The organism is Amycolatopsis sp. PSD-21 (assembly GCF_055561455.1).
In genome coordinates this window covers 1,519,483-1,541,984 of the sequence record NZ_CM145712.1, presented here as the reverse complement: position 1 = coordinate 1,541,984, position 22,502 = coordinate 1,519,483, and the positions used below count along the sequence as shown (strand labels likewise).

23 protein-coding genes and 1 pseudogene are annotated in these 22,502 nt (G+C 68.3%); 10 read left to right on the top strand and 14 right to left on the bottom strand.

Features of this window, described 5'->3' with window-relative positions; translation table 11 throughout:
• Nucleotides 1-120: 120 nt before the first annotated feature.
• Nucleotides 121-615 carry a MarR family winged helix-turn-helix transcriptional regulator gene (locus ACZ1DY_RS07765; protein ID WP_257488807.1) on the bottom strand — a complete coding sequence of 165 codons (495 nt, stop codon included), beginning with the start codon at nucleotides 613-615 and terminating at the stop codon, nucleotides 121-123.
• A 9-nt stretch (nucleotides 616-624) separates the two neighbouring features.
• Nucleotides 625-1,170, bottom strand: a complete 546-nt coding sequence (locus ACZ1DY_RS07760) for a dihydrofolate reductase family protein (protein WP_465483992.1) — start codon at nucleotides 1,168-1,170, stop codon at nucleotides 625-627.
• A 55-nt stretch (nucleotides 1,171-1,225) separates the two neighbouring features.
• On the opposite strand from ACZ1DY_RS07760, the gene ACZ1DY_RS07755 reads away from it, so the two are divergent.
• Nucleotides 1,226-1,813, top strand: a complete 588-nt coding sequence (locus ACZ1DY_RS07755) for a TetR/AcrR family transcriptional regulator (protein WP_465483991.1) — start codon at nucleotides 1,226-1,228, stop codon at nucleotides 1,811-1,813.
• A gap of 39 nt (nucleotides 1,814-1,852) precedes the next feature.
• On the opposite strand, the gene ACZ1DY_RS07750 is transcribed toward ACZ1DY_RS07755, so the two are convergent.
• The 4 genes from ACZ1DY_RS07750 to ACZ1DY_RS07735 all read right to left on the bottom strand — a co-directional run bounded on the left by ACZ1DY_RS07750 (nucleotide 1,853) and on the right by ACZ1DY_RS07735 (nucleotide 6,294).
• On the bottom strand, nucleotides 1,853-2,827 hold the full coding sequence (locus ACZ1DY_RS07750; RefSeq protein WP_465483990.1) for a sporulation protein: 975 nt from the start codon (nucleotides 2,825-2,827) through the stop codon (nucleotides 1,853-1,855).
• Nucleotides 2,828-2,948: 121 nt separating this feature from the next.
• On the bottom strand, nucleotides 2,949-4,238 hold the full coding sequence (locus ACZ1DY_RS07745) for an erythromycin esterase family protein (protein WP_465483989.1): 1,290 nt from the start codon (nucleotides 4,236-4,238) through the stop codon (nucleotides 2,949-2,951).
• Nucleotides 4,239-4,467: 229 nt separating this feature from the next.
• A complete protein-coding gene (locus tag ACZ1DY_RS07740; RefSeq protein ID WP_126733923.1) occupies nucleotides 4,468-5,310 on the bottom strand; it encodes a dioxygenase family protein in 843 nt (280 codons plus the stop codon).
• A gap of 78 nt (nucleotides 5,311-5,388) precedes the next feature.
• Nucleotides 5,389-6,294: a helix-turn-helix transcriptional regulator gene (locus ACZ1DY_RS07735; RefSeq protein WP_126733924.1), complete on the bottom strand. Its 906-nt coding sequence runs from the start codon at nucleotides 6,292-6,294 to the stop codon at nucleotides 5,389-5,391.
• A 135-nt stretch (nucleotides 6,295-6,429) separates the two neighbouring features.
• Here ACZ1DY_RS07735 and ACZ1DY_RS07730 point away from each other — a divergent pair, with 135 nt between their 5' ends.
• From ACZ1DY_RS07730 to ACZ1DY_RS07715, 4 genes and pseudogenes are all read left to right on the top strand, one after another.
• Nucleotides 6,430-7,608 carry a glycosyltransferase 87 family protein gene (locus ACZ1DY_RS07730; RefSeq protein WP_465483988.1) on the top strand — a complete coding sequence of 393 codons (1,179 nt, stop codon included), beginning with the start codon at nucleotides 6,430-6,432 and terminating at the stop codon, nucleotides 7,606-7,608.
• Nucleotides 7,596-8,345, top strand: coding sequence for an SDR family NAD(P)-dependent oxidoreductase (locus ACZ1DY_RS07725; protein WP_465483987.1), 750 nt, complete (start codon nucleotides 7,596-7,598; stop codon nucleotides 8,343-8,345). Before ACZ1DY_RS07730 ends, ACZ1DY_RS07725 begins: the two co-directional genes overlap by 13 nt.
• Before the next feature lie 263 nt (nucleotides 8,346-8,608).
• Nucleotides 8,609-9,865, top strand: a complete 1,257-nt coding sequence (locus ACZ1DY_RS07720; protein WP_465483986.1) for an HNH endonuclease signature motif containing protein — start codon at nucleotides 8,609-8,611, stop codon at nucleotides 9,863-9,865.
• A 308-nt stretch (nucleotides 9,866-10,173) separates the two neighbouring features.
• Nucleotides 10,174-10,613, top strand: a pseudogene (locus ACZ1DY_RS07715) (transposase); the annotation flags it as partial.
• Between the two features lie 522 nt (nucleotides 10,614-11,135).
• Here ACZ1DY_RS07715 and ACZ1DY_RS07710 read toward each other — a convergent pair.
• The 3 genes from ACZ1DY_RS07710 to ACZ1DY_RS07700 all read right to left on the bottom strand — a co-directional run bounded on the left by ACZ1DY_RS07710 (nucleotide 11,136) and on the right by ACZ1DY_RS07700 (nucleotide 13,692).
• Complete coding sequence (locus tag ACZ1DY_RS07710; RefSeq protein WP_465483985.1) at nucleotides 11,136-12,332, bottom strand: FAD-dependent monooxygenase; 1,197 nt, start codon at nucleotides 12,330-12,332, stop codon at nucleotides 11,136-11,138.
• Nucleotides 12,333-12,351: 19 nt separating this feature from the next.
• The gene (locus ACZ1DY_RS07705) at nucleotides 12,352-12,912 is read right to left on the bottom strand and encodes a TetR/AcrR family transcriptional regulator (RefSeq protein ID WP_465483984.1); all 561 of its coding nucleotides are present in this window, start codon (nucleotides 12,910-12,912) and stop codon (nucleotides 12,352-12,354) included.
• A gap of 81 nt (nucleotides 12,913-12,993) precedes the next feature.
• Entirely contained in the window at nucleotides 12,994-13,692 is a 699-nt protein-coding gene (locus tag ACZ1DY_RS07700; protein ID WP_465483983.1) for a type 1 glutamine amidotransferase domain-containing protein, read from the bottom strand.
• 121 nt (nucleotides 13,693-13,813) lie between these two features.
• Between ACZ1DY_RS07700 and ACZ1DY_RS07695 the strand changes: the two genes are divergently transcribed.
• From ACZ1DY_RS07695 to ACZ1DY_RS07685, 3 genes are all read left to right on the top strand, one after another.
• The gene (locus ACZ1DY_RS07695) at nucleotides 13,814-14,716 is read left to right on the top strand and encodes a LysR family transcriptional regulator (protein WP_465483982.1); all 903 of its coding nucleotides are present in this window, start codon (nucleotides 13,814-13,816) and stop codon (nucleotides 14,714-14,716) included.
• Nucleotides 14,717-14,800: 84 nt separating this feature from the next.
• Nucleotides 14,801-14,989 carry a hypothetical protein gene (locus ACZ1DY_RS07690; RefSeq protein ID WP_126733931.1) on the top strand — a complete coding sequence of 63 codons (189 nt, stop codon included), beginning with the start codon at nucleotides 14,801-14,803 and terminating at the stop codon, nucleotides 14,987-14,989.
• 36 nt (nucleotides 14,990-15,025) lie between these two features.
• Nucleotides 15,026-15,520, top strand: a complete 495-nt coding sequence (locus ACZ1DY_RS07685) for a hypothetical protein (protein WP_465483981.1) — start codon at nucleotides 15,026-15,028, stop codon at nucleotides 15,518-15,520.
• An 8-nt stretch (nucleotides 15,521-15,528) separates the two neighbouring features.
• Here ACZ1DY_RS07685 and ACZ1DY_RS07680 read toward each other — a convergent pair whose 3' ends face one another.
• The gene (locus tag ACZ1DY_RS07680) at nucleotides 15,529-16,485 is read right to left on the bottom strand and encodes a GlxA family transcriptional regulator (protein ID WP_465483980.1); all 957 of its coding nucleotides are present in this window, start codon (nucleotides 16,483-16,485) and stop codon (nucleotides 15,529-15,531) included.
• Between the two features lie 86 nt (nucleotides 16,486-16,571).
• Here ACZ1DY_RS07680 and ACZ1DY_RS07675 point away from each other — a divergent pair, with 86 nt between their 5' ends.
• Together ACZ1DY_RS07675 and ACZ1DY_RS07670 are read left to right on the top strand one after the other, a co-directional pair.
• Entirely contained in the window at nucleotides 16,572-16,715 is a 144-nt protein-coding gene (locus tag ACZ1DY_RS07675) for a hypothetical protein (RefSeq protein WP_185927166.1), read from the top strand.
• 219 nt (nucleotides 16,716-16,934) lie between these two features.
• Nucleotides 16,935-18,683, top strand: coding sequence for a BCCT family transporter (locus ACZ1DY_RS07670; RefSeq protein WP_465483979.1), 1,749 nt, complete (start codon nucleotides 16,935-16,937; stop codon nucleotides 18,681-18,683).
• 62 nt (nucleotides 18,684-18,745) lie between these two features.
• On the opposite strand, the gene ACZ1DY_RS07665 is transcribed toward ACZ1DY_RS07670, so the two are convergent.
• The 4 genes from ACZ1DY_RS07665 to ACZ1DY_RS07650 form a co-directional block, all read right to left on the bottom strand.
• Nucleotides 18,746-19,111, bottom strand: coding sequence for a DoxX family protein (locus ACZ1DY_RS07665; RefSeq protein WP_465483978.1), 366 nt, complete (start codon nucleotides 19,109-19,111; stop codon nucleotides 18,746-18,748).
• The gene (locus ACZ1DY_RS07660; protein ID WP_126733935.1) at nucleotides 19,111-19,587 is read right to left on the bottom strand and encodes a carboxymuconolactone decarboxylase family protein; all 477 of its coding nucleotides are present in this window, start codon (nucleotides 19,585-19,587) and stop codon (nucleotides 19,111-19,113) included. Before ACZ1DY_RS07660 ends, ACZ1DY_RS07665 begins: the two co-directional genes overlap by 1 nt.
• Nucleotides 19,588-19,615: 28 nt before the next feature.
• Nucleotides 19,616-20,479, bottom strand: coding sequence for a sigma-70 family RNA polymerase sigma factor (locus ACZ1DY_RS07655; RefSeq protein WP_465483977.1), 864 nt, complete (start codon nucleotides 20,477-20,479; stop codon nucleotides 19,616-19,618).
• Between the two features lie 72 nt (nucleotides 20,480-20,551).
• Nucleotides 20,552-22,459, bottom strand: a complete 1,908-nt coding sequence (locus ACZ1DY_RS07650; RefSeq protein ID WP_465483976.1) for an OmpL47-type beta-barrel domain-containing protein — start codon at nucleotides 22,457-22,459, stop codon at nucleotides 20,552-20,554.
• Nucleotides 22,460-22,502: the final 43 nt, after the last annotated feature.

Genomic DNA, 22,502 nt, shown 5'->3' with positions numbered 1-22,502 from the left:
CGGCGATTCCGCCCCTGGGGTGCTTCGCACCAGAAGGATCGACGGCACGCGGGACGACCCCGCGAACCTCTTAGCGCTAAGCTATTCGATGCTTAGCGCTAAGTCAAACGAGTTGGCACCTCAGTCGTCGAGAGCGACATCCCCCAGTGACCGCAACAGGTTTCGCAGCAAAACGGCCAGTTCGTCCCGCTCCTCGGGGCTGACCGCGCTCAGGAGCCGATGCTCGGTGTCGACGTGATCGGGCAGGGCACGATCGATGAGTTCGCGCCCTTGCTCCGTGAGGTCGACCAGCACCCGGCGGCCGTTCGTCTCGTCGGGCGCGCGGACCACCAGACCGCGCTCTTCGAGCCGGTCGAGCCGCTGGGTGATCGCACCGGAGGTGACCATCGCCGAGCGCATCAGGTCGGCGGGGGTCAGCGTGCCGGACCGGCGCAGGGTCGCCAGGACGTCGAACGACGACCGGTCGAGGTCGTGACGGGCGAACGTCTTGCGCAGCTCGCCCTCCATGACCCGGGTCAGCCTGGTCAGCCGCCCGATGACCCCCATCGGGGAGACGTCCAGGTCGGGACGGGCTTCGGCCCACTGGCGCAGAATGTGATCGACGTGATCCGGCACGACGGGAGGTTACCCCGCCACACGATCAACGGCGTAGGTGAGCAAAAGCGCGCCCGAATCGAACCTTCGATCATCGACGAGCGTGAACGCCGTCTTCGCGTACTCACCGTCGAAAAGCCGCGTCCCACCCCCGAGGAGCACCGGGTTCACCACGAGCCGCACTTCGTCGAGCAGCCCGAGCCTGGCGGCGGACGTCGCGGCCCCTCCCCCGGCGAAGAGCGCGATGTCGCCTTCGAGACCGGAGAGTGCCGAGGCGTCCTCGATCACGTGAGAGTTGTGCCAGTTCGCCGCCCGGAGCGTGCGCGACAGGACGTACTTCGGCAGCTCGTGCATCCGGCGCCGCTGCGTGGCCGAGACTTCGTCCCCGGCGGTCGGCCAATAGCCGGCGAGTTCCTCGTAGGCCTTGCGGCCGAAGACCATGCCGTCGATCGATTCCAGCAGTTCGTCGATATACCCCTGGAACTCGTCGTCGGCGAACCGCCAGTCGACGTCTCCCGCGGCGTCGGCGATGTAGCCGTCGAGCGAAACGTTGATGTGCAGGAAGAGACGTCCCATGCGAGCCAAGCTACACTTCTTGAACGCACTGTCAAGAAGTCGTACGATGGCGCCCATGCCACGCACGGGAAGGCCGCGATCCTTCGACGAGGACCAGGTGATCGGGGGCGCGCTCGACGTCTTCTGGCGGCGGGGCTACGCGGCCACGTCGATGCGCGACCTGAAGGAGGAGCTCGGCATTCTGCCGGGAAGTCTGTACGCCGCGTACGGCGACAAGCACGCACTCTTCCTGCGCGCGCTGGAACGCTACGCGGGCGGCGCCGCGAACCAGGCGGACGTGCTCGCCGAAGGACCGGTTCTCACGCATCTGCGCGAGCTTCTGCTCAGCGTCCTGGAGGCGGCACGGGAAACCCCGGGACGCGGATGCCTGCTGGGCAACACCGCCGCCGAACTGCTTCCTGCCGACGAAGCCGCCGGCAAGATCGTCCACAGTGGATTCGAAGCGCTGGAAACCGGTATCGCGCAGGGACTCGAAGCCGCACAACGTTCCGGAGAGGTCCGCGCGGACGTCGACTGCGCGGCACAGGCACGGCTGCTGCTCGTCGTCATGCAGGGCCTGCACGTGGTGGCCAGGGCGGAGACGGATCCGCGCCGGCTCACCGACGCGGTCGACGCCGCCTTGGCGCCCTTGACCGCGAAGTGACCCCTGGGCACACCGGCGCCGGCGTGCCCAGGAGCCGGATCACTCCTCGAAGCCTTCGTCGCCACCGTCGAAGGCATCCTCCATGACCTCGCCGAGGATCATGCCGCCGACCACGCCCGCCGCGGCACCGGCGACCACGCCGCCCATCCCCGGCCCACGCCTGCCGTGATGCCCGTGATGCCCGTGGTGGTCGTACTCGTGGCCGTAGTGCTCCTGGTGCCCGCCGAACATGGCGTGCCCGCCGCCGGACTCGGCGACCTTGGCCAGCCAGCCGTCGATGGCCGCCGCCCAGTCGGTGCGCAGGGCCTCCTCGTGGGAAACGTGGAAACGGCCGAAGGAATCGCCGCCGGAGCGGAACATGCCACCGCGCCGATCGGCCTCCAGTACCACCACGAGGTCGTCCGGGCTCGCGACGAAGGTCAGCTCCACCTGGCTGACGCGGCCCGCGTAACGCGACGGCGGGAAGAACTCGATCTCCTGGAAGAACCCGAGCTCCTGCCGGACACCGTGCAGCCGCCCGGCTTCGACGTCGGCGCTGCGGAACGAGAAGCCCAGCTCGCCGAACGCCTCCAGCACCCGGTCCTGCGATTCCAGCGGCCCCACCAGCACCGGGTCGAGGTCTCCCTTGTCCGGCGCGCCGGCGATGACGAGTTCGGTCCGCACGCCGACGACCATGCCCGGCAGTTCACGCCCGCCGACCGCGCTGATCGGCGTCTCCCACGGCAAGGCGATCCGGAACGGCACCGTGGTCAGCTGCCCCGCCGTCACCTTCACCTTGCTGCCCGCGCTGACCCGCAGGAACTCCGCGGTTCCGGCGCGCTCGTGATCGCCGTGTTCGACCTCGACCCGGGTGACCAGCGAAAGCAGGATCTCCTCGATCTGGGCGTCGCTCGAACCGCCCTGGATGCGGACCTGGCCGGTGATCACCTCGCCGGGAACGGCGTGCGGTGAGTCGAGCACGGTGTCGACGGACGGACCGCCGACCCCGAAGGCGCTGAGCATCCGTTTGAACATCAGGGATTTCCTCCGCTGAGTACTGGAACAAGGGGGTACCGGAACACTTCGACTACTACCGAGATCCGTCGCGGCACGCCAGGTAAAACGGGTTAAAACCCCCTAAACGGGCGCGACGTCACTACCTTCTCAGATCGGCCTGGCGGACGTCGTGCAGGTGGATGACGACGTCGTAGGACCGCCGGAGCGAGACGGCCGCGAGATCGACGGGGAACTGCGTGCCGATGGTGCGGGTGGGCCGGGCGGTGTCCAGCCAGGCGCGCGCGGACGGCGGCGCGGTGCGCACGTCCAGGTAGAAGTCCTCGAACCGGACCCGATCGAGGGTGTGTTCGTTCGAGCCGGACGGCGCGGCGGGAACGGAGAAGCGCTTCCAGTCGCCCTCCAGGGCCTTGTCCTTGGACAGGAAGGAACCCCGGTCGAAGGTGAACCCGATCGGCAGGTAGTCCCGGCCCAGCGTTTCGCGCAGGAAGGCGCCCTGGGTCTTCGGGTACATCGCGGGGCTGTCGCTCTCGTAGGAGACGTGGCCGTTGTGCGCGGAGAGCAGGATCCTGTGCCCGGTCCGCCGCTGCCACCAGGCGACGTTCTCCGCCATCGCCCGGTCGCGCAGGATCTGCGCGGCGGGCAGGCCCTTCGGATCCGAGAGGTCGACGGCGAGGAACCGGACCGTCTGCGCGACGAACCTGGCGTGCTGCTCGGCCCACTCCCGGGCGCCCGCACCGGGCAAGCCCTTGATCAGCTCGTAAGCCTGCTCCGCCTGCGTGGCGAGCCGCAGTCGCTCGTCGAGCGGCTTGCGCAGGTAGGCGAACGCGTCGTCGATCGGGCGCAGACCGGTGTAGAGCCGGTTCAGCCGGGGGAGGTCCGCCGGATGATGCTGCCGCACGTAGTCGGTGATCCTGGCGAAGAACGCGTCGTTCACCGATGGCGCGCCGAGATCGTCACCGACGAAGTGCACGGTGCGGCCGGGGTGCGCGCGGTTGTACTCGCGCATCCACCGGATGAGGCTCACGAACTCCTCACGGTCCCACGGGGAACCGGCCAGCGTCCGCTTCGCGAGCTCCCGGACGTCACCCTCGCCGCTCTGGACGTACTCGTCGATCTCCAGTCCCGCCGACCAGCTCAGCTCCAGCGCGAAGGCCCGGAAGCCCCTTTCCTCGACGAGATAGCGGAACACCCGCTCCTTCATGGTGAAGAACTCGTGCGAACCGTGGGTCGCCTCGCCGAGGCCGACCACCTTCGTGCCGCCGATCATCCCGCCCAGCGCCCGCAGGTCGGCGGTGTTCCGGCCTGGTTCGGTCGAGCGCAGTGGATGCGCCGCGCGGTCCAGCGAACGCACCGGGGCCGGGCCTTCGTCCGCGAAAGCCGGGCCCGCCATAGGAGCGAGCAGCGCTCCTGCCACCACCACGGCGGCCACTCCCCGTCTCCCCCACCGTTTCCGGCGCTGTGTCATGACGTCCACCCCTTCGCTCCGATGTCGAAGACGATCATCGTCCGAGGGCCGGGGGCGGCGCATTGAAGCAAAGCTCCTACTTGGGGTGAGGAAAACCCCACCCTTCGAGGAAGCGGATGGACCCCGCCGCCGGGGTGTGGGACCCGGCGGCGGGAGTCCACCCGCGTTTATCTCCCTCCGCAGCGGCTGTCCGTCACTCCGCGCGCCACAACGCGGGTGTGGACGGCGGCTCCCAGCCGGGCTGGGCCGTGTGCGCCTGCAAGCACACGTAACCGCGACCGCTGTAGGTGACCCGGGCGCCCGCGGAATAGCCGGTTCCCGCCGCCCAGGTCGTCCCGCCGGGCGGGTTGGAGGTCGAAGTCGACGTCGTCGGCGTCGTACTGGTCGGCCGCGAGGTCGACGTCGGCGTCTGCGGCACGTTCAGCACGAAGTCGAACGCGGCCTGCTTGCCGGGAGGCTGGTCGCGGACGGTCATCAGCAGCCGTGGGTCGAAGATCGAGTCGGTGTTGTTGCGCGGCTCGTTGGGGAAGTAGAGCTGAGTGGTCAGCACCGGCCTGCCGGGCGCCTGGACCTTGACGTGGATGTGCCGCGTCCGGCCGGGGTACAGGCCCGGCACGATCGTGCTCAGCGAGAACGCGCCCTGGTCGTTGGTGAACTGGTGACCGCGGAAGGTGTACCCCACGTTGTCGTAGGCGCCGTTGACGTCCGCCTGCCAGAAGTCCAGCAGCGCCCGCGCGATCGGAAGACACCCGAGACCGAAGACGTAGCCGGACACGGTGAGCCTGGTGCCCTGCGTGTTCGGCGTGACGAGCGACGTCCGCTGCGGCGAATTCGGCTTGAAGTAAGGGCCTTCGGTCTGCGGCGGGGTCGGGTCGTCACCGTCGTCACAGGCGGGGGTCAGCTCGGGGGCCTGGCCGTTCGCGACGGTGGTGCGCGCGAGGGCGGGGCCGCCGATCAACGCGACCGGAGCCGCCACACCCGCGGCGATCGCGGCCTTCAGCACGGTCTTCCGGCTGAGTTTGCTTTCTTCGTCCATACCTGCTCCTCGTGGGGGCTTCGGGAATCCCCCTCGACGGTATGGAGAAGATCAGCCGCGGACGATGGACTGGGGTGGTCAGTCGTGGTGAATCTCCGGGGGCGCGTCACCGGTCCGGCGGTAATCGCCGGGGCTCAACCCCGTTTCCCGCCGGAAGAAGCGGCAGAAATAGGCGGGATCCGCGAATCCGACCCGGCTGGCGACCTGACGCACGGTCAGATCCGTGCCGCGCAGGAATCGTTTCGCCTCTCTCGTCCTCGCCTCACGCATCAGTTGCGCCGCCGTCCGGCCGGTCGCCGTTTTCACCGCGTCGGTGAGATATCCCGGCGTGACCCCGATCCGTTCCGCGAGCGCGCCGACCGACCAGAGCCCCAGATCGGGCCTGCCGAGCAGCCGGGCGAATTCCGTGCCCACCGCCTGTGCCCTGGCAGGCGGGCGCGGATCCGCCAATCCCGGAAGGCGTCCCGCCCGCACGATCAGCACGTGCATCAGCGCCCGCAGCACCGAATCGGTGCCCTGGCCGCCACACCGGAATTCCTCGTCCAGTTCGGCGACCATCCGGGCCGTTTCCTCGGCCGCGCGCTCGTCGAGCCGCCACGGCTGCTGGCTGAGCCTTCGCAGGGTTTCGCGATCCGACGGATGTTCGAGCAGGAAATCGTCAGTGAACAACACGACGAATCCGCTGAGCTCGCGGGCATCCCAATGATGCACCTGCCCCGGCGTTATGACCGCGAGTTGCGGCGGCGCCAATTCCCAGCGGGTGAAATCGATGACGTGGTCGCCGGTACCGCCGGTGACGTGGACGATTTCGTAGAACGTGTGCCGATGCGGGAACGCCGCCCGCGACATCGGCCCGATCGTGTCGAATGTGCCGACCGTGAACGGCAGGGCGTCCGGCGCGCGGACCTCCAGCCGATGCAGTGGCAATTCCCCCGCCTTCGGTTCGAGGCAAGGCGTCCTCGGCAACACCGTCGTTCCGCGCATGGACCGGTCCCTTTCACCACACTGGGAATAAAAAGTCTAGACCAATACCGGGCGCACTGACTGCCGACGGAAGTCGCTTGTCGCCATCGGGGTACAGTCGGGATCATCGACGCACGTCCGAAGGGTCACCACGCGATGCTCCCCACCAAGTCGCGCGGTCGGACCTGGTGGCCGGTCGGCGCGTTCGCCGCACTGGTGCTGGCGTGCGCCGTGGCCTGGGCGACGACGGGCGCTTCCCACAGCGACCTCGAGATCTACCGCTTCGGCGTCGACACCCTGTGGAACGGCGGCGACCTGTATGGCGCGTTGCCGCTTTCCGACGCGGGAATCCCCCTGCTGTTCATCTATCCACCGTTCGCCGCGCTGGTGCTCACCCCGCTGGCGCTGGTGCCGTGGAACGGCGCGGTGCTGTTGTTGTTCGCGCTCAGCCTGGCCGCGCTGGGGATCACCTTCTACGGCATCGCCCGCACGCTGTGGCCGTCCGGGGACCGGCGGAAGGCGCTGCTCGTCGCATCGCTGGCGATCACGCCGGCGCTCTTCCTCGAACCGGTCCGCCAGACGCTCGGCTTCGGTCAGATCAATCTGGTGCTGATGGGTCTCGTCGCGGCGGACTGCCTGCTGGCCAGGGGCCGCTACCGGGGCATCGGCGTCGGTCTCGCGGCCGCGATCAAGCTGACACCCATGGCGTTCCTGCTGTTCTTCCTGGTACGCAAGGATTTCCGCGGCGCACTGACCGCCATGGGCACGTTCGTGGCGGCCTCCGCCGTCGCGTTCGCGGTCGCCCCGGAGGCTTCCGCGCGGTATTGGTTCGGCGGCTTCGCCGGGGCGTCCGGAATCAGCGGCACCTCGTTCCACACCAACCAGACCCTGCAGGCCGTACTGGCCCGGTTCGGCGTCGACGGCGCCGCGAAGCCGCTCTGGATCGGCATCACCGGCGTTCTACTGGTTCTGGTGGCAGTGACCATGTATCGCTCGGCCGTCGTGCCGGCGCTGCTGCTCAACGCGACCTTCGCGCTGCTCGTCTCGCCGACGTCGTGGTCACACCATTGGGTGTGGATCGCCCCGGCGCTGTTCACCGCTGCCGCCTACGTGGCACTCAGACGCCGGGCGATGCTTTGGATCGCCGTCACCGGAGCAGGCGCCACGATCTTCGTCGCGGCGCCGTTCCGGTATTTCCCGGCCTTCGACCGGCCGGGCCAGACATGGACGACAGCCCAGCAGTGGCTGGGGAACTGCTACGTCGTCGCGGGTCTGGTCTTCCTCGTCGTCGCGGCCGTTCTCGCGCTGCGGAAAGGACCACGATGCTCGACCTGAGCGGCACGACGGCCCTCATCACCGGGGCCAGCGGCGGCATCGGCCACGGTATCGCCCTGCGCTTCGCCGAAGCGGGCAGCGCCGTCGCCGTGCACTACCACCGCGATGAAGCCTCCGCGCTCGCCGTCGTCGAGCGGATCCAGGAGGCGGGCGGCGCCGCCAAGGCGTTCTCCGCCGACCTCACCGACGACGCCGAATGCCGACGTCTCGTGGCCGCCGCCGCGGCCTGGACCGGGCGGCTGGACACGTTGGTCAACAACGCCGGAGTGCAGCCGATCGAGCCCTTGCCGGAGATGTCGGCCCAGAGCTGGCGCGCCGTCCTCGACGCGAACCTCACCAGCGCGTTCTCGTGCACGCAGGCCGCCGCCGAGGTGATGGACGGCGGCAGCGTCATCCACATCGCCTCGATCGAGGCGGCCCATCCCGCGCCAGGGCACGCGCACTACAGCAGTGCGAAGGCCGCCCTGGTCATGCACGCCCGCGCGGCCGCGCTCGAATACGGGCCGCGAGGCCTGCGCGTCAACGCCGTCTCCCCCGGCCTGATCGAGCGCCCCGGCCTCGGCGACAGCTGGCCGGAGGGCGTCCGCCGCTGGGAACAGGCAGCACCCCTAGGCAGGCTCGGCACCCCTGGCGACGTCGCGAACGCCTGCCTGTTCCTCGCCTCGCCGCTCGCGGCTTGGATCACCGGGCACAACCTGACCGTGGACGGTGGCGTCTCGGCGCGTCCCACTTGGTGATCGGGGATTCGGCTCGCTTGCTTTGCGTTCTTTGGTGGTAATTCGGCGTGGTGGTGGCTCACGTTCAGTTGGTCGCTCGATTCTGCGCTTCAGCTCTGACACGTAGTCTCGCTGGGTTTTGCTTCGCGTTCTTTAACCCCCTTCGCGCACTTAAAGGCGCTTCGCTGCTTTAAGACTCCTTCGCGGTTGCCATTTTTCGGCAATTCTCTCCACTGGGCCGTTCGGGCTAGCGCAGGTGTTCGATTCGGGGTAGCTTTGAGGTCGTGGCCAGCAACGATGCACCCCCAGGGACGTCCACCGAGTGGTGGCGCGTCGACACCGCGACGCTGCATGCCCGCAAACAAGAACTCGAAGTCCTGAAGCGCCAAGCGGATGCCGAACAGAACGCGATCCTGGCGGAAATCAATTTCCGTGGCGTCCGTGGGTGTAGCGGTCATTCGACGTTGGCGGCACTGATTTTTGAGGACTTCCTGGTGACCGACAAGGAAGCCAGCGCCCGAGCAGACCGCGTCCTGGCGCTGCATCCCGGCCCGGCTATCGGCGGTGAGGCTGAACCCCCTCTGGCGCCGTTGACGGCCCAGGCCGCCGCGGAGGGGGCGATCGGCGGTGGCCAGATCGACGCGATCATCCGCACCCTCGCCCGCATTCCCTCGAGCGTGCCCGAGGAAGAGGTGCGGGCCGGGGAGGCGATCCTGGTCGAGTTGGCGCGCCGGGCGGGACCACGGCAGATCGCCCGCGCCGGACGCCGCCTGCTCGACGAACTCGACCCCGACGGGAAAGAACCCCGCAACGAAGACCCCAAAGACACCCGGCCGGAGCTACGGTTCGTCAAACACCGCGACGGCACCCTCGGCCTCAAGGCTCGGCTCGATCTCGAAACCTACGCCCGGTTGAAATCCGACCTGGACCCGATGGCCAAACCCCACAAAGCCATCGACGGAGTGCGGGACTCCCGCACCCAGGACGAACGCTACGGCGACGCCTTCACCGACTATGTGCGGTTGAAAACCACCAGCCGCAACCTTCCCGGCCAAGCCGGCGAAGCCACCCACATCCTGGTCACCATGTCCTACGAGGACCTGATCAACGACCTCGGCGAAGCACACCTCGATCTGGTTGGCCCGATCAGCGCCACCGACGCGCGCATCCTCGCCTGCGACGCCCGCGTCCGCCCCGGCGTCCTCGGCACCGCCGGAGAACCGCTGGACATCGGCCGCTCCAAACGCACCGTGTCATTGGCCCAGAAGTACGCGTTGACGATCCGTGACGGTGGCTGTGCGTTCCCCGGCTGCGACATGCCCGTACCCCGCTGCACCGCCCACCACATCGTCTTCTGGCGACACCACGGCGAAACGAAGATCGACAACCTCGTGCTCCTGTGCACCAAGCATCACCGGTTGATCCACCACAGCGAATGGAAAGTCCAAATCGCCCAAGACGGACTCCCCGAATTCACCCCACCCACCTACCTCGACCCCACCGGCACACCCAGACGCAACACCATGCACCTCAGAACCTAGGCCGACCCCGTGAAACCTCCGAAACCGAGTCGACCCGGCAACGCCGGGGCCTTGACATCGGACTGCGCGGCTTCGACGCCGGACCGCATCTCGCCCGGTCCGACGACACCGGAAGCAACCTCTCGTAGCCGCCGCCATCAGCCCGCTCCGGGACCGATGGCGTCCAGAACCGCTACGCGCCGCGACCGCCGAAAACGTTCCCTCCGTAATCACCGCCATCCAGCATCGAAACCTGGACGCTGTCGGTTTGGACTGGCCGGAAACCTGAGCTGCGGGCGATGTTCGACGAACTCACCTCTCACGGCCCGATCCTGCCCAGACTTTCCGACAGCCCGAAAACCATTCCGCAACAACGGAAAACCGTCGCCGCCGAGATTGAGGAGATCCTTGATGCGCGCCCTCGACCAGGTCCTGACCTCGATGCCCGGCATCGGCGTCAGTACCGCCTTACGGATCTTCCACGAAATCGGCGACGCCTCTGGCTTCAAGTGCTCCGGTCGCCTCGCCGCCTACGCCGGTATCGCCCTTGTCATCACCTCGAACAAAGGCGAACACCCCACGCGAACCGGCAACCGCCGGCTCAACGCGCGTTCTTCCTCTCCACCTTCGCGGCTCCCTCCAACCCCAGCAGCCGCGCGTACTACCAGCGCAAATGCGCGGAAGGCGAGACGCACAACGCCGCCACATCTGCCTCACCCGACGACGCTGCGACGTCCTCCACGGCATGCTCCGCAACCAAACCCACTAGTCCGCGCATGGCACAATCAATGCTATGTCGACCATCCGAAAGGGCAATGCCGCGTAGATCGCCAGCCCGTGTCCGGGCCGATACTCATCGCCGCTGCCGCACTGACGAGCGGATTTTCACGCTTCAGGGCCTCTCACCCCGAGGGCGAGCCGGCATCGCCCGCCTTGAACGCACCCGGCTTTGGCCCGGCGCCTCCGCCGAAGCACTTCAAGCTTGGCGACTGTTCGTCCATGAACCCATGCATCGACTCTGGGACCCTCGCGGTGGCTGCGGTGTGCCGCAATGCTGCCCCGACCCGGCCGAACTGCGACGAACCCTCGACCGTCGCAAACGCCCTTCCGCCCAGGGACGCCAGAACCTTCCGGCGACAACTCGCAACCCTCGACGAATTATGGTGACCAGAAAGCCGACTCCCAGTTTGGCAACCAACGTAGGGCTCCCGCCGGGACCGGGCACCTGAACCAGCACCATCCGGAGCCGCAACCTCCCAGAACCGCAGCGGCATCGAGGCGCGCCCCGGCGTCACCGGCTCCGGATTTCGGCCCCCCGCTTCAGATTCGTCACCAGCGCGGTCGACTTGCCCGTGACAGCGGCCGCGAGCGGCCGTTCGAGCCCGGGGAGGTGCGCCACGTGAAGGAAGAACCGGCGCGCCTGGAGCAGGAAGCGGTTGGCGGGCAGGAACCATCGCGCGCCGCGGCGGGCGACCTGTTGCTTTTCGGTCACCACCGGGCGGACCAGTTCTTCGTACGCCGCGAGCGCGGTCTCGATCGAGGGTGACCGGGTGAGCTGTTCGGCCAGTACGAACGCGCCCGCGATCCCCAGTGAAGCGCCCTGTCCGGCGAGAAGGGAGACGGCATAACAGGAATCGCCGACGAGCACGACCCGGCCGCGGCTCCATGACGGCATCTCGATCTGCGCGACCTGGTCGTAGTACACCTCCCCGGAGGGCGGACACAGAGCGAGTGCTTGCGGCACCGCCCAGCCCAGCGAACCGTAAGTCGCGCGCAGGGCCGCTCGCGCGTCGTCCGGCAGGGCCGGATCGGTGGTGCGGTGCACGGCGAACGCCGCGAGCTTGCCGTCGCGGAGACCGTAGAAACCCATCTGCATCCCGATCGTGTCGGTCAGGCAGAACCGCTCCCCCACCCGCGCACGGATCTCCTCGTCCTCGAAAACGAAGGCCGCCGTATGAAACCCGAGATGACGCAAGTACCGGCTCTCCTCGCCGAAGACCAGCCGGCGCACGGTCGAATGGATCCCGTCGGCCCCGACCAGCAGATCGGCTTCGAGCGTCTCGCCGTTCGCCGACGTGACCCGAACCCGGTCGCCGAGATCCTCGACGCCCGTGACACCGGCACCGGACCGGACGTCCACTGTGGACGGAAGTCCGGCACGCAGGACGCGTTCCAGATCGGGCCGCATGATGCTGCAGAGCCTGCCACCCACCGATTTGGCGAACTGGACGTAGTCGATGGAGGCGCGGCGGCGGCCGCGCTCGTCCAGCAGGCTCGCCTCGTCCACCTGGTACGCCACGTCTTCGACCTGAGGAAGCAGGCCCATCTCCTCGACGGCGTCGAAGCCGGGGCCGAAGAAGTCGATCATGTAGCCCTGTTCCCGCGGCCCCTCGGCCCGTTCCAGCACAACGACCTCGACGTCGAGTGCCGCGAGCCGGTGCGCCAGCGCCAGCCCGGTGATTCCGGCCCCGCAGATCGCCACCTTCATGGAGTTCCTCCCTTTCGGTTCAGTCGACCAGCCGGCGCAGGACGGCCGGAGAGACTTCGCCCGATCCCGGCCCGAGCGCCCGATGGAGCAGAAGCCCGTCCACCGCCGCGAAAAGAACCGAGGCCGTGTCCTCGGCGTCGGCCACCCCACGCTGCGCCAGCCAGCCGCCGAGCCGGGTGCGCAGGTCGGCGAGCAGCTCGCGGATGCCTTGGCGCAGCGTGTCGTCGCGGGTCGCGGCGAGGTAGGACTCGGCGAACAGCAACGACATCGGGTCGGTGCCGGAGTACCCGCCGACCGACGCCAGCAGCGCGTCCACCGCGTCCGCGGGCGTTTCGAGGGTTTCCAGTGCCGGCTCGAAAGCGAGGGCGACCTCGCGCATCACCCCCAGCACGGCCTCGATCAACAAGGCCTGCAGCGAAGGGTAGTGATAGTGCACGACGCTCGGCGTGACACCCGCGCGTTCGGCCAGGATCCGGGTGCTCACCGCGGACCAGCCGAGCTCGGGCACGAGGGCGACGGCCGCTTCGAGCAACCGCCGCCGGACGAGCTGACCGCGCGCCGCGGCCGGGGATCCTGCCACCGGTTCATCTCCTAGGGCGTTCGTCCTGTACGACTGCCCTGATCGTATGCCCGGATCCGGCCGCGGCGCAAACCCCGCTGCTCAGGCCGCCTTGAGAAGCTCGACCACACGGTCCGCGGTCGCGACGCTGGACTGCGGGTTCTGGCCGGTGACGAGGTTTCCGTCGACGACGACCTCGCTCGACCAGGCGGCAGCCGGAGTGACGATCGCGCCCTGCTCCCGAAGCCGGGTCTCGACGAAGAAGGGGCTCTTGTCGCCAAGCCCGCCCTGGCGTTCCTCTTCGTCACTGAACGACGTCATCGAGCGGCCGGCGAAGGTGAACGAGCCGTCTTCGCCGCGCGCGCTGAGCAAGGCGGCGAGTCCGTGGCAGAGGGCGGCGATGGTCTTGCCACGCGCATCGGCGTCGTTCAGGAGGGCACCGAGATCACTGTCGCCCACCAGGTCGGTCATCGGACCGTGCCCGCCTGGCAGGTAGAAGGCGTCGTAGGCGTCGACCGAGACGTCGGAAAGCTTGAGCGGTGCCGAAAGATCGAGTCCCTTGAGGTATTCCGCGAACTTCGCGCCCTCGGCCGGGTCGACGCCGCCGCGTTCGTCGAGGCTGATGGGATCGACGGTCGGCCGGAGCCCGGACGGCGTCGCGATCTCGACCTGGTGCCCCGCCGCGGCGAGCACCCGATGCGATTCGGCGACCTCTTCGGCCCAGAACCCGGTCGGGTGGTCGGTGCCGTCGGTGAGCCGCACGTGGTCGGCGGCCGAGACGATCATGAGGATCCGCGCCATGACTGTTCCTTTCGTTTCTCCGGGGCGGTGTGCCCCACTGCCGGCTTCAACGAGGTCTTCGCCGCGCGTACTCCGCGGAGGCGGCTATGATCCATAAGATTTCTTATGGAAGGTGACTTGCATGCCCAACTTGGATCGGCTGGCGACCTTCCTGGCCATCTACCGTCAGGGCTCGCTCTCCGCGGCCGCCGAGGAACTCGGCCTGACCCAGCCCGCCGTCACCGGGCAGCTGCTCAAACTCGAGGAGGAGCTCGGCGAGCGGTTGTTCGTCCGGTCGCGCCAGGGCGCGGCGCCGACCGCCCGCGCGGCCGAACTCGCCGCCAGGATCGGCACCCGCATCGACGAACTACGGAGCGCGCTGACGGCCGGCGACGACGACGTCCAGTACCGCGAAACGGTGGCGCTGGGCGGTGCGAGCGACGGCATGGCCACGCGGTTCCTGCCCGCGCTCGCCCCGCTGACCGAACGCGGGCTGCGCGTCACCGTCACCCTCGGACTCGCCGACGAGCTCCTGTCCGCGCTCGAAGCCGCGCGCCTGGACCTCGTCGTCTCCTCGGTCCGCCCACGGCAGCGCGGTATCACCGCGATTCCGCTGATCGACGAGGAATTCGTGCTCGTCGCGGCTCCGGCCCTCGCGCGGAGCGTCGATCCCGCGCTGCTCGAGACCGACCCGGTCCCCGCGCTGGCGCATCTGCCGCTGATCGCGTACGCCGACGATCTGCCGATCATCCGCCGCTACTGGCGCAGCGAATTCGGGCGGCGGCCACCGAACCGCGTCGCGATGGTCGTCCCCGACCTGCGCGCGATCCTCGCCGTCGTCGTCGCGGGCGCCGGGGTGAGCGTGCTGCCGCGCTACATCGCCGCGGCCGCGCTCGAAGCGGGCTCGGTGTCGATCGTGCACACGCCGGTGGTGCCACCGCTGAACACGATCTATCTCGCGCTCCGGTCGGGGACGGCGCGGCCCGTGGTGACCCTCATCCGCGACAGGCTGCTGGAACGCGCCCGCGCCTGGGGTTCGCTCTGAATTCCCGGTGCGGCAAAAATGACCTCTTTTCGCGGCGGGATCGTCGCGAGGCTGGCTCCTCCGAACCCGTTTCCTGGAGGACTCATGGTCTCGAAACCCCGCCTCGCACTGGGAATGCTCATCTTGGCCGCCTTGGCGGGCGGGCTGCTCGCGTTGCTCATCTCGCTCGACGTCGGCGCCTTCTGGGCCAAGACGCTGCCGCTCGTCTTCCTGGCAGGCGGGGCGGCGTTCGCCCAATCCCTCGGCCTGTTCAACAAGGCGCCGAAGGATTAGGGACCGGTCCCCGCACCCGCCGTTAGCGTGCTGGCCGTGACCGAGCTGGGTGCCTACGTCGAACGCTTCGAGACGAATTGCCGCAGGCGCGCGCTCCGGGGTGTGGCCGCGATCGTGATCGGCACGCCGATCGCGGCGCTCGGTGTCGTCGTGTTCGTGCTGGGACAGGAGGCCGGGGTCTCCGGTGGGGAGGTGGTCATCGGCCTCGTCATCGGCTGCGGGCTGGGGCTGGCACTGATGGGCGCTTGGGGCTGCTGGCACGCCATCAGCAAACGGGGCGAGATCTTCACCTTGTACGAACAGGGATTCGTGCACACCTGGCGAAAATCGACCACCGTCGTGCCGTGGACCAAGGTGGAGGTGGCCGTCGACCACGCCAAGACGAACGCCCTCGCCAAGGCGTTCGGCGGCGATGTCGGCTGTCTCGTCAAACTCACCGACGGCCGGAAGATCCTCATCAACGGGTTCACCGAAGGCGCCGCTTTGCTGGCTCACGACCTCTTCGAGGCCGTCGGGCGGCGCGCCGGCTGAACGCCGGGTCAGACGCGCTGTGGCGCGAAAGTCCGCCGGTAGTCCTGCGGAGCAACGCCGACGACCTTGTGGAAATGGTGCCGCAGCAAGGCTCCCGAGCCGAAGCCGCAGCGGCGCGCGACCTCGTCGATGCTCATCGTCGTCTCCTCCAGCAGCGACCGCGCGTGCAGGACCCGTTGTGTCGAAAGCCATCGGTGCGGTGTGGTGCCCGTCTCCGCGACGAACTTGCGCGCGAAGGTGCGCTCGGACATCCGGGCCCGGCGGGCGAGGTCGGCGACCGGATGGTCGTGCGCGATGTTCTCGAGCATCCAGGTGAGCACCGGCTGAAGACTGTCCCCGGTGCATTCCGGGATCGGCACCTCGACGAACTGCCGTTGCCCGCCTTCCCGTTGCGGCGGCACGACCATGCGCCGGGCGATCACGGTGGCCGCGGCGGAGCCGAGTTCGCGCCGGACCAGATGCAGGCACGCGTCGATGCCGGCGGCCGTTCCCGCGCTGGTGACGATGTCGCCGTCATCGACGAACAGCACGTCCGGATCCAGCTGCGCCTGCGGGAACCGCTTCCGGAATGCCGCGCTGTGCCGCCAGTGGTTCGTGCACCGCCGTCCGTCGAGCAAGCCCGCGGCGCCCAGCACGAACGCGCCGGTGCAGACCGAAAGCAGCGTGGCGCCGCGCTCCGAAGCCGCCCGGAGCGCGTCGAGTACCGCGGGCGGATATTCGTCGCGGACGTCGCACGCGGGGACGACGACCAGATCCACGTCCTCCGTCGCTTCGAGACCGTGTTCCGGAGTCACTTTGACGCCGTGCCCGAGACTGAGCGGTTCTCCGGCCTGCTCCCCGCACACGCGGAAGTCGAGCAGTGGCACTCCGTCATCGGTGCGGTCGTAGCCGAACACCTCGCAGACGACACCGAACTCGAAGGCGGCGAAATCGTCCAACAGCACCACGGCGACGCTTTTCAGCATGACCGGAGCATAGCTGGCAGGATTTTGCCGCACAACGACAGAACTGCCACTTCTGGCAGGATGTCGAGTGGCGCAAACTTACTGCCATGACCGCAATCATCGTCACCCTCGCCCTGATCGCCCTCGTCACCTACCTCTTGAACCGCAACCACACGCGGCAAGGGCGTCCGGACGCCGCAGGTGGCGACCCGCTCGGTCGCCCCTTCTGGAGGGGTGGCACCACGATCTGAGGACACCGGGCCACCGCGGCCCGGTGTCACGAGCGCCACGTTCCCCGCCGAGACCGCCGACCGGACCCGCATCCGCCGAGGTCAAGCCCGCAATCACAGCTTTAAACCACTTCGCCCGTATTTTCTGCCGGTTACCAGTTTTCTGGTTAGGGTGCAGTGGTGCAAACGGGTTAACATCGGGCGGAAGGAGCGCGCGCCGCAGTCGGCGCGTCACTGAACATGAGTTCGCAGGACGGTAAACAAGCGGAAGAAGAGGTCGTCGCGGAGACCGCGACCGACCTTGCCCACGCACCGGACACGACGGGTCCGGGCCACCCGCCCGATGAGCACGTCCCCCTCGACCTCGCCGCCGAACGACCCGCGGAGACCGACAAGACCGTTTTCGGTGTGGCCGCGGTGCTCGCGCTCGCGATCATCGTCTGGGGCGTGCTGGCCCCGGAAAACCTCGCGAGTGTCGCGTCGACCCTGCTGAACGACGCCGTGATCCCTTACGGCGGTTGGGCTTTCGTGCTGACCGCGAGTGGTTTCGTGCTCTTCGCGGTCTGTCTGGCCATAAGCCGCTACGGCCGGATCCCGCTCGGCGGGGACAAGGAACTGCCCGAATTCCGGACGTCGTCGTGGATCGCGATGATGTTCAGCGCCGGTATGGGCATCGGCCTGATGTTCTTCGGGGTGTACGAACCGGTCTCCCACCTCGCGAGCCCGCCCCCGGGCACCGCGGCCCCGAACTCCGACGAAGCCGTCCACACCGCGATGGCGACGACGTTGTTCCACTGGACCGTGCACCCGTGGGCGATCTACGCCGTCGTCGGTCTCGCGATCGCCTACAGCACCTTCCGCAAGGGCCGCAGCCAGCTGATCAGCTCGGTGTTCGCGCCGCTGATCGGCAAGCGCCGCACCGAAGGCCCGCTGGGCAAGGCGATCGACATCATGGCGATCTTCGCCACGCTGTTCGGTTCCGCCGCTTCCCTCGGCCTCGGCGCGCTCCAGGTCGGCGGCGGTATGGGCGCCGTCGGCTGGATCGACGACCCCGGCAAGGGCCTGCTGGTCGCGATCATCGCGATCCTCACCATCGCGTTCATCGCTTCGGCGGTTTCCGGTGTGGCCAAAGGCATCCAGTGGCTGTCCAACATCAACATGGTGCTCGCCGCGGTACTCGCGGTGTTCGTGCTGGTGGTCGGGCCGACCGTGCTGATCCTCAACATCGTGCCGGGCGCCATCGGCGACTACTTCCGCGAGCTGGCGGAGATGTCCGGCCGTACCGGGATGACCGGTGGCGCGGAGATGCAGACATGGCTCGGCGGCTGGACGGTCTTCTACTGGGCGTGGTGGATCTCGTGGACGCCCTTCGTCGGCATGTTCATCGCGCGGATCTCGCGCGGCCGTACGATCCGGCAGTTCATCTTCGGTGTCATCGCGATCCCGAGCGTCGTGAGCCTGATCTGGTTCGCGATCTTCGGCGGCGCGGCGATCAGCAGGCAACGGGCCGGGACGGACATCGCGGGCGCGGGCAGTGCCCAGTCGGCGACGTTCGAACTGCTCGAGACGCTGCCGTGGTTCATCCCGATCGCGATCCTGGTGATGATCCTGGTGTCCATCTTCTTCGTCTCCGGCGCGGACGCGGCGTCGGTGGTGATGGGTACCTTGTCCCAGCGCGGAAGCGTGCATCCGAAGAAGACCGTCGTGATCTTCTGGGGCGTGCTGATGGGCGCCGTCGCGGCGGTGATGCTGCTCGTCGGCGGGGACAAGGCGCTGACCGGTCTGCAGAACCTCACGATCCTGATCGCGGTGCCGTTCGTGTTCGTGATGGTCGGGTTGTGCGTCTCGGTCTGGAAGGACCTGCGCAACGACCCGCTGATGAAGCAGGAAGACGCGATGATGTTGTCGCTGAAGGAACTCCACGAGGAACGCACCAACAGCCACGGCGGACGCCGTCGCATCCTCGGGCGGTCGAAGCAGCGCACCTGAGCTGAATCGCGTGAAGGCCCCCTTCCCTCTGCTGAGCCGAGGGAAGGGGGCCTTCACGCGTGTCAGGCGCGCCCGATGGCGACGAACGCGCACAACGCGAGGTAACCGAGATCCAGCAGCGCGACCAGCGGCTCGCGGCGACGCAGGCGAACGACCACGGCGCCCGCCATCACCAGCGCCAGCCCGAGGGCGGCCAGCGGCACGAGTTCCGGCGCGATGTCCAGCAAGGCCGGGAGGATCAGGCCGGCCGCGCCCAGGATCTCGACGATCCCGATGAACTTCACGGTGCCAGGGGTGACATCCAGCACCCAGCCCGCGGCCGAGCCCACCCCTGCGATCGTTTCCCTTCGCAGGAACAGTTTCCCGACGCCGGACACGACGTACATCACGGCCAGCAGCCAGGCGACGACCCACAGCGCGGTGTCCATCAATGCCCCGCGTACTGGCCGGGCGTGTAGTCACCCGCCGGCTGCCGGGTGATGACGTTCAGCCGGTTGAAGGCGTTGATGAGGGCGATCTGGGTCACCAGCGCGACGAGCTGCTCGTCGTCGTAGTGCTTGGCGGCGGCCGCCCACGCTTCGTCGGTGACGCCGCTGCCGTCGGCGAGGCGGCAGCCCTGCTCGGTGAGTTCCAGCGCGGCGCGTTCGGCCTCGGTGAAGACCGTCGCCTCGCGCCAGCACGCCACCAGGTTCAGCCGGGTCGTGGTCTCCCCCGCGTGCGCCGCGTCCTTGGTGTGCATGTCGAGGCAGCCCGAGCAGCCGTTGATCTGGCTGGCCCGGATGTTCACCAATTCCCTTGTCGCCAAAGGAAGTTCGCTGCCGTCGAGGACTTTCGCGGCCGAAACGAGGTGCTTCACCAGTTTCGGCGCGAGGGCGGTCTTGAGGTAATCGATCCTTGCCTGCATGGGATTTCTCCTTCTCGTCGGTGTTCACTTACTTCGACGAGGAGGACTCCCGAGAGGTAACACCCATGGCCGCGAGGCGACGCGGGTCACTCACCGAATCGATTTCGACGATGCGGCCGTCGACGATGGTGCAGGACATCACGCCCAGCAGCTTGCCGGTCCGGCTCCACGACACGATTCCCGGTTTGCCGTCGACCAGCGCGGGACGGGTGGTGACGACGGCGCGCGCCCCGCGCTGGACCCGCGTGGCCACCTCGTACGCACCGAGCCGTACGACCTCGCCGTGACGGCTCCGCGAACGCCACGTCACGTCGGGGTCGAGCATCTCGACCAAGCTTTCGAAGTCTCCTTCGCGCGCTGCCGCGAGGAACGCCTCGACGACCGCGTGCTGCCGGGGCTCGTCGGCCGGACGCTGTCCCCGCACCTTCCGGCGGGCCCGGCTCGCGAGCATCTTGGCCGCGTCCGCGGATTTGCCGAGGATCTCGCCGACCTCGGCGAACGGGACCCCGAACAGGTCGTGCAGGACGAAGGCCAGCCGCTCGGCGGGGCCGAGGGTGTCGAGCACCACGACCAGCGCCACCCCGACCGATTCGGCGAGCAGTGCGTCCTCTTCCGGCGAGTCCTCGAGCACCAGCAGCTCGGGCGGCTCGTCGTAGGAGTCCTCGGGGCGCGTCTTGCGGGAGCGCAGGACGTCGATGCAGACGCGGCCGACGACGGTGGTCAGCCAGCCGGAGAGGTTGTCGATCGTGTCGGCGTCCTGGCGGGCCAGCCGCAGCCAGGCCTCCTGGACGGCGTCCTCGGCGTCCGCGCGCGAGCCGAGCATCCGCTGCGCCACGGCCACCAGACGCCCGCGCTGCTCCTCGAACGCGCTGGCCAGGGCTTCGCCGGTCATGTCGATACCTTTCTCGCGCCGAACCCGTCATGGACATGACGAGCGCGACGCGAGAAAGGTAACCGACTTCGCTCAGACGTCCCGGATCGGCGTCTTCACGACTTTCTTCATGCCCGGGTTCGACGTCTTCGGCTTCTTCGTCTTGCCGGGTTCGGGCTCCGGCTCCGGCTCGGGCTCGGCGGTCGTGCCGCCGATACCGGAGTCGATCGCCGCCGTGACGATCAGTTCACGCTCGTAGGACGAGATGACCTCGCCGTCGAGGAGTTCCTGTGTCACGGCCCGCACGTAGGTCACGAACTGGTCGTTCGACGAGTAGTCCGACTCGTCGTCGATCACGTCGTTGATCGTGCAGCCGTTACCGGTGTCGCGGTTCTCGACCTGGCTGTCCGCCGTGCCGAGGATCACCGTGTCCCGGACGTCGGAGTCCGGGCAGGCGTCCGGGCCCGGCGGCGCGGCGACGATGGTGAACGCGCCGCCCTGTTCCGCCGAGACGTTGCCCGCCTTGTCCGACGCGCGGTAGGTCAGCGTGTGCGTGCCGAGCTCGGTCACCTTCACCGGCGCGGTGTAGACCGTCCAGGCCCCACCGTCCAGTTTGTACTCGATCTTGTCCACACCGGACCCGGTGTCCGTCGCGGTCAGGTTGATGGTCGCGTCTTCGATGTACGACCAGCTTCCGTCCAGATCACCGCTCACCACCACCGAAACGGCGGGCGCGGTGCTGTCGTCGCCCTCGACGATGGTGAACGTCGCCGTGCCTTCCGCCGAGACGTTGCCCGCCTTGTCGGTGGCGCGGTACTTCACCGTGTGCGCGCCGACGACGGTGAGCGCGAGCGGCGCCGAGTACGTCAGCCACGGGCCGCCGTCCAGGTTGTATTCGACCTTGCCGACACCCGAACCGGCGTCGGTGGCCGTGAGGGTCACGGTCGCCTTGCCGACGTAGTTCCCGGCCGTGTCCTTGGTCCCGGTCACCTCGGCGGTCACGGTCGGCGCGGTGGTGTCACTGCTGACGATGGTGAAGTGCGCCATGCCCTCCGGCGAAACGTTGCCCGCCTTGTCCGACGCGCGATAGTGCACCATGTGCATGCCCGGCGCGGTGACCGCGACCGGAGCGGTGTACGCGGTCCACGCGCCTTCGTCCACTTTGTACTCGACCTTGTCGACGCCGGAGCCGGTGTCGGTCGCGGTGAGCTTCACGGTGGCGGTGTCGAGGTAGTTGCCCGCGGTGTCCTTGGTGCCGGTCACCTCGGAGGTCACCGTCGGCGGTGTCGTGTCACCGGGCTGCCCGGTGACGACGGTGAACGACGACATCCCTTCCGGCGAAACGTTTCCGGCCTTGTCGGACGCCCGGTAGTGGACCATGTGCGCGCCGGCGGCGGAGACCGCCACGGGTGCCGTGTACGCGGTCCAGGCGCCGCCGTCGAGCTGGTACTCGACCTTGTCCACACCGGACTGGCTGTCCGACGCGGACAGGTTCACCGTCGCGGAACCGACGTAGTTCCCGGCGGTGTCCTTGGTACCGGTCACGTTCGCGGTCACCGTCGGCGGCGTGGTGTCCGGGGTCGGCTCGCCGGTGACGACGAACTCGCCCATCATCTTGGTGTGGCCCTGGATCGTGCAGTAGTAGCGGTACTTGCCAGGGGTCAGCGTCACCGTGGCCTGGTGCACGCCGTTCTTGTCGTCGTAGGGGTTGGCGAGGATGTTGAGGTTGACGTCGTGGTTGTAGCCCGCGGTCGACGTGTCGAACGTCAGCGTGTGCGACATCGTCGAGCCGAGCTCTTCGGTGTTCTTGAAGACGATCGTGGTCTCACCGGCCACCGCGGTCGACGGCGCGCTGAGGTAGTGGTCGGTGCTGTCGCCCGCGGTCCATTCCAGGGTCTGGACGGGGGCGGCGGAGGCGGGAGCGGACGAGCCCGGTAGGACCAGGCCCGCCAGCGCGAGTGTCGCGGCCACCAGTGCCACGACGAGCGTTCTTGGGGACATCGCAGGGAAACCTTCCGTACAAGGGAGACCGGCCGGGCACGCG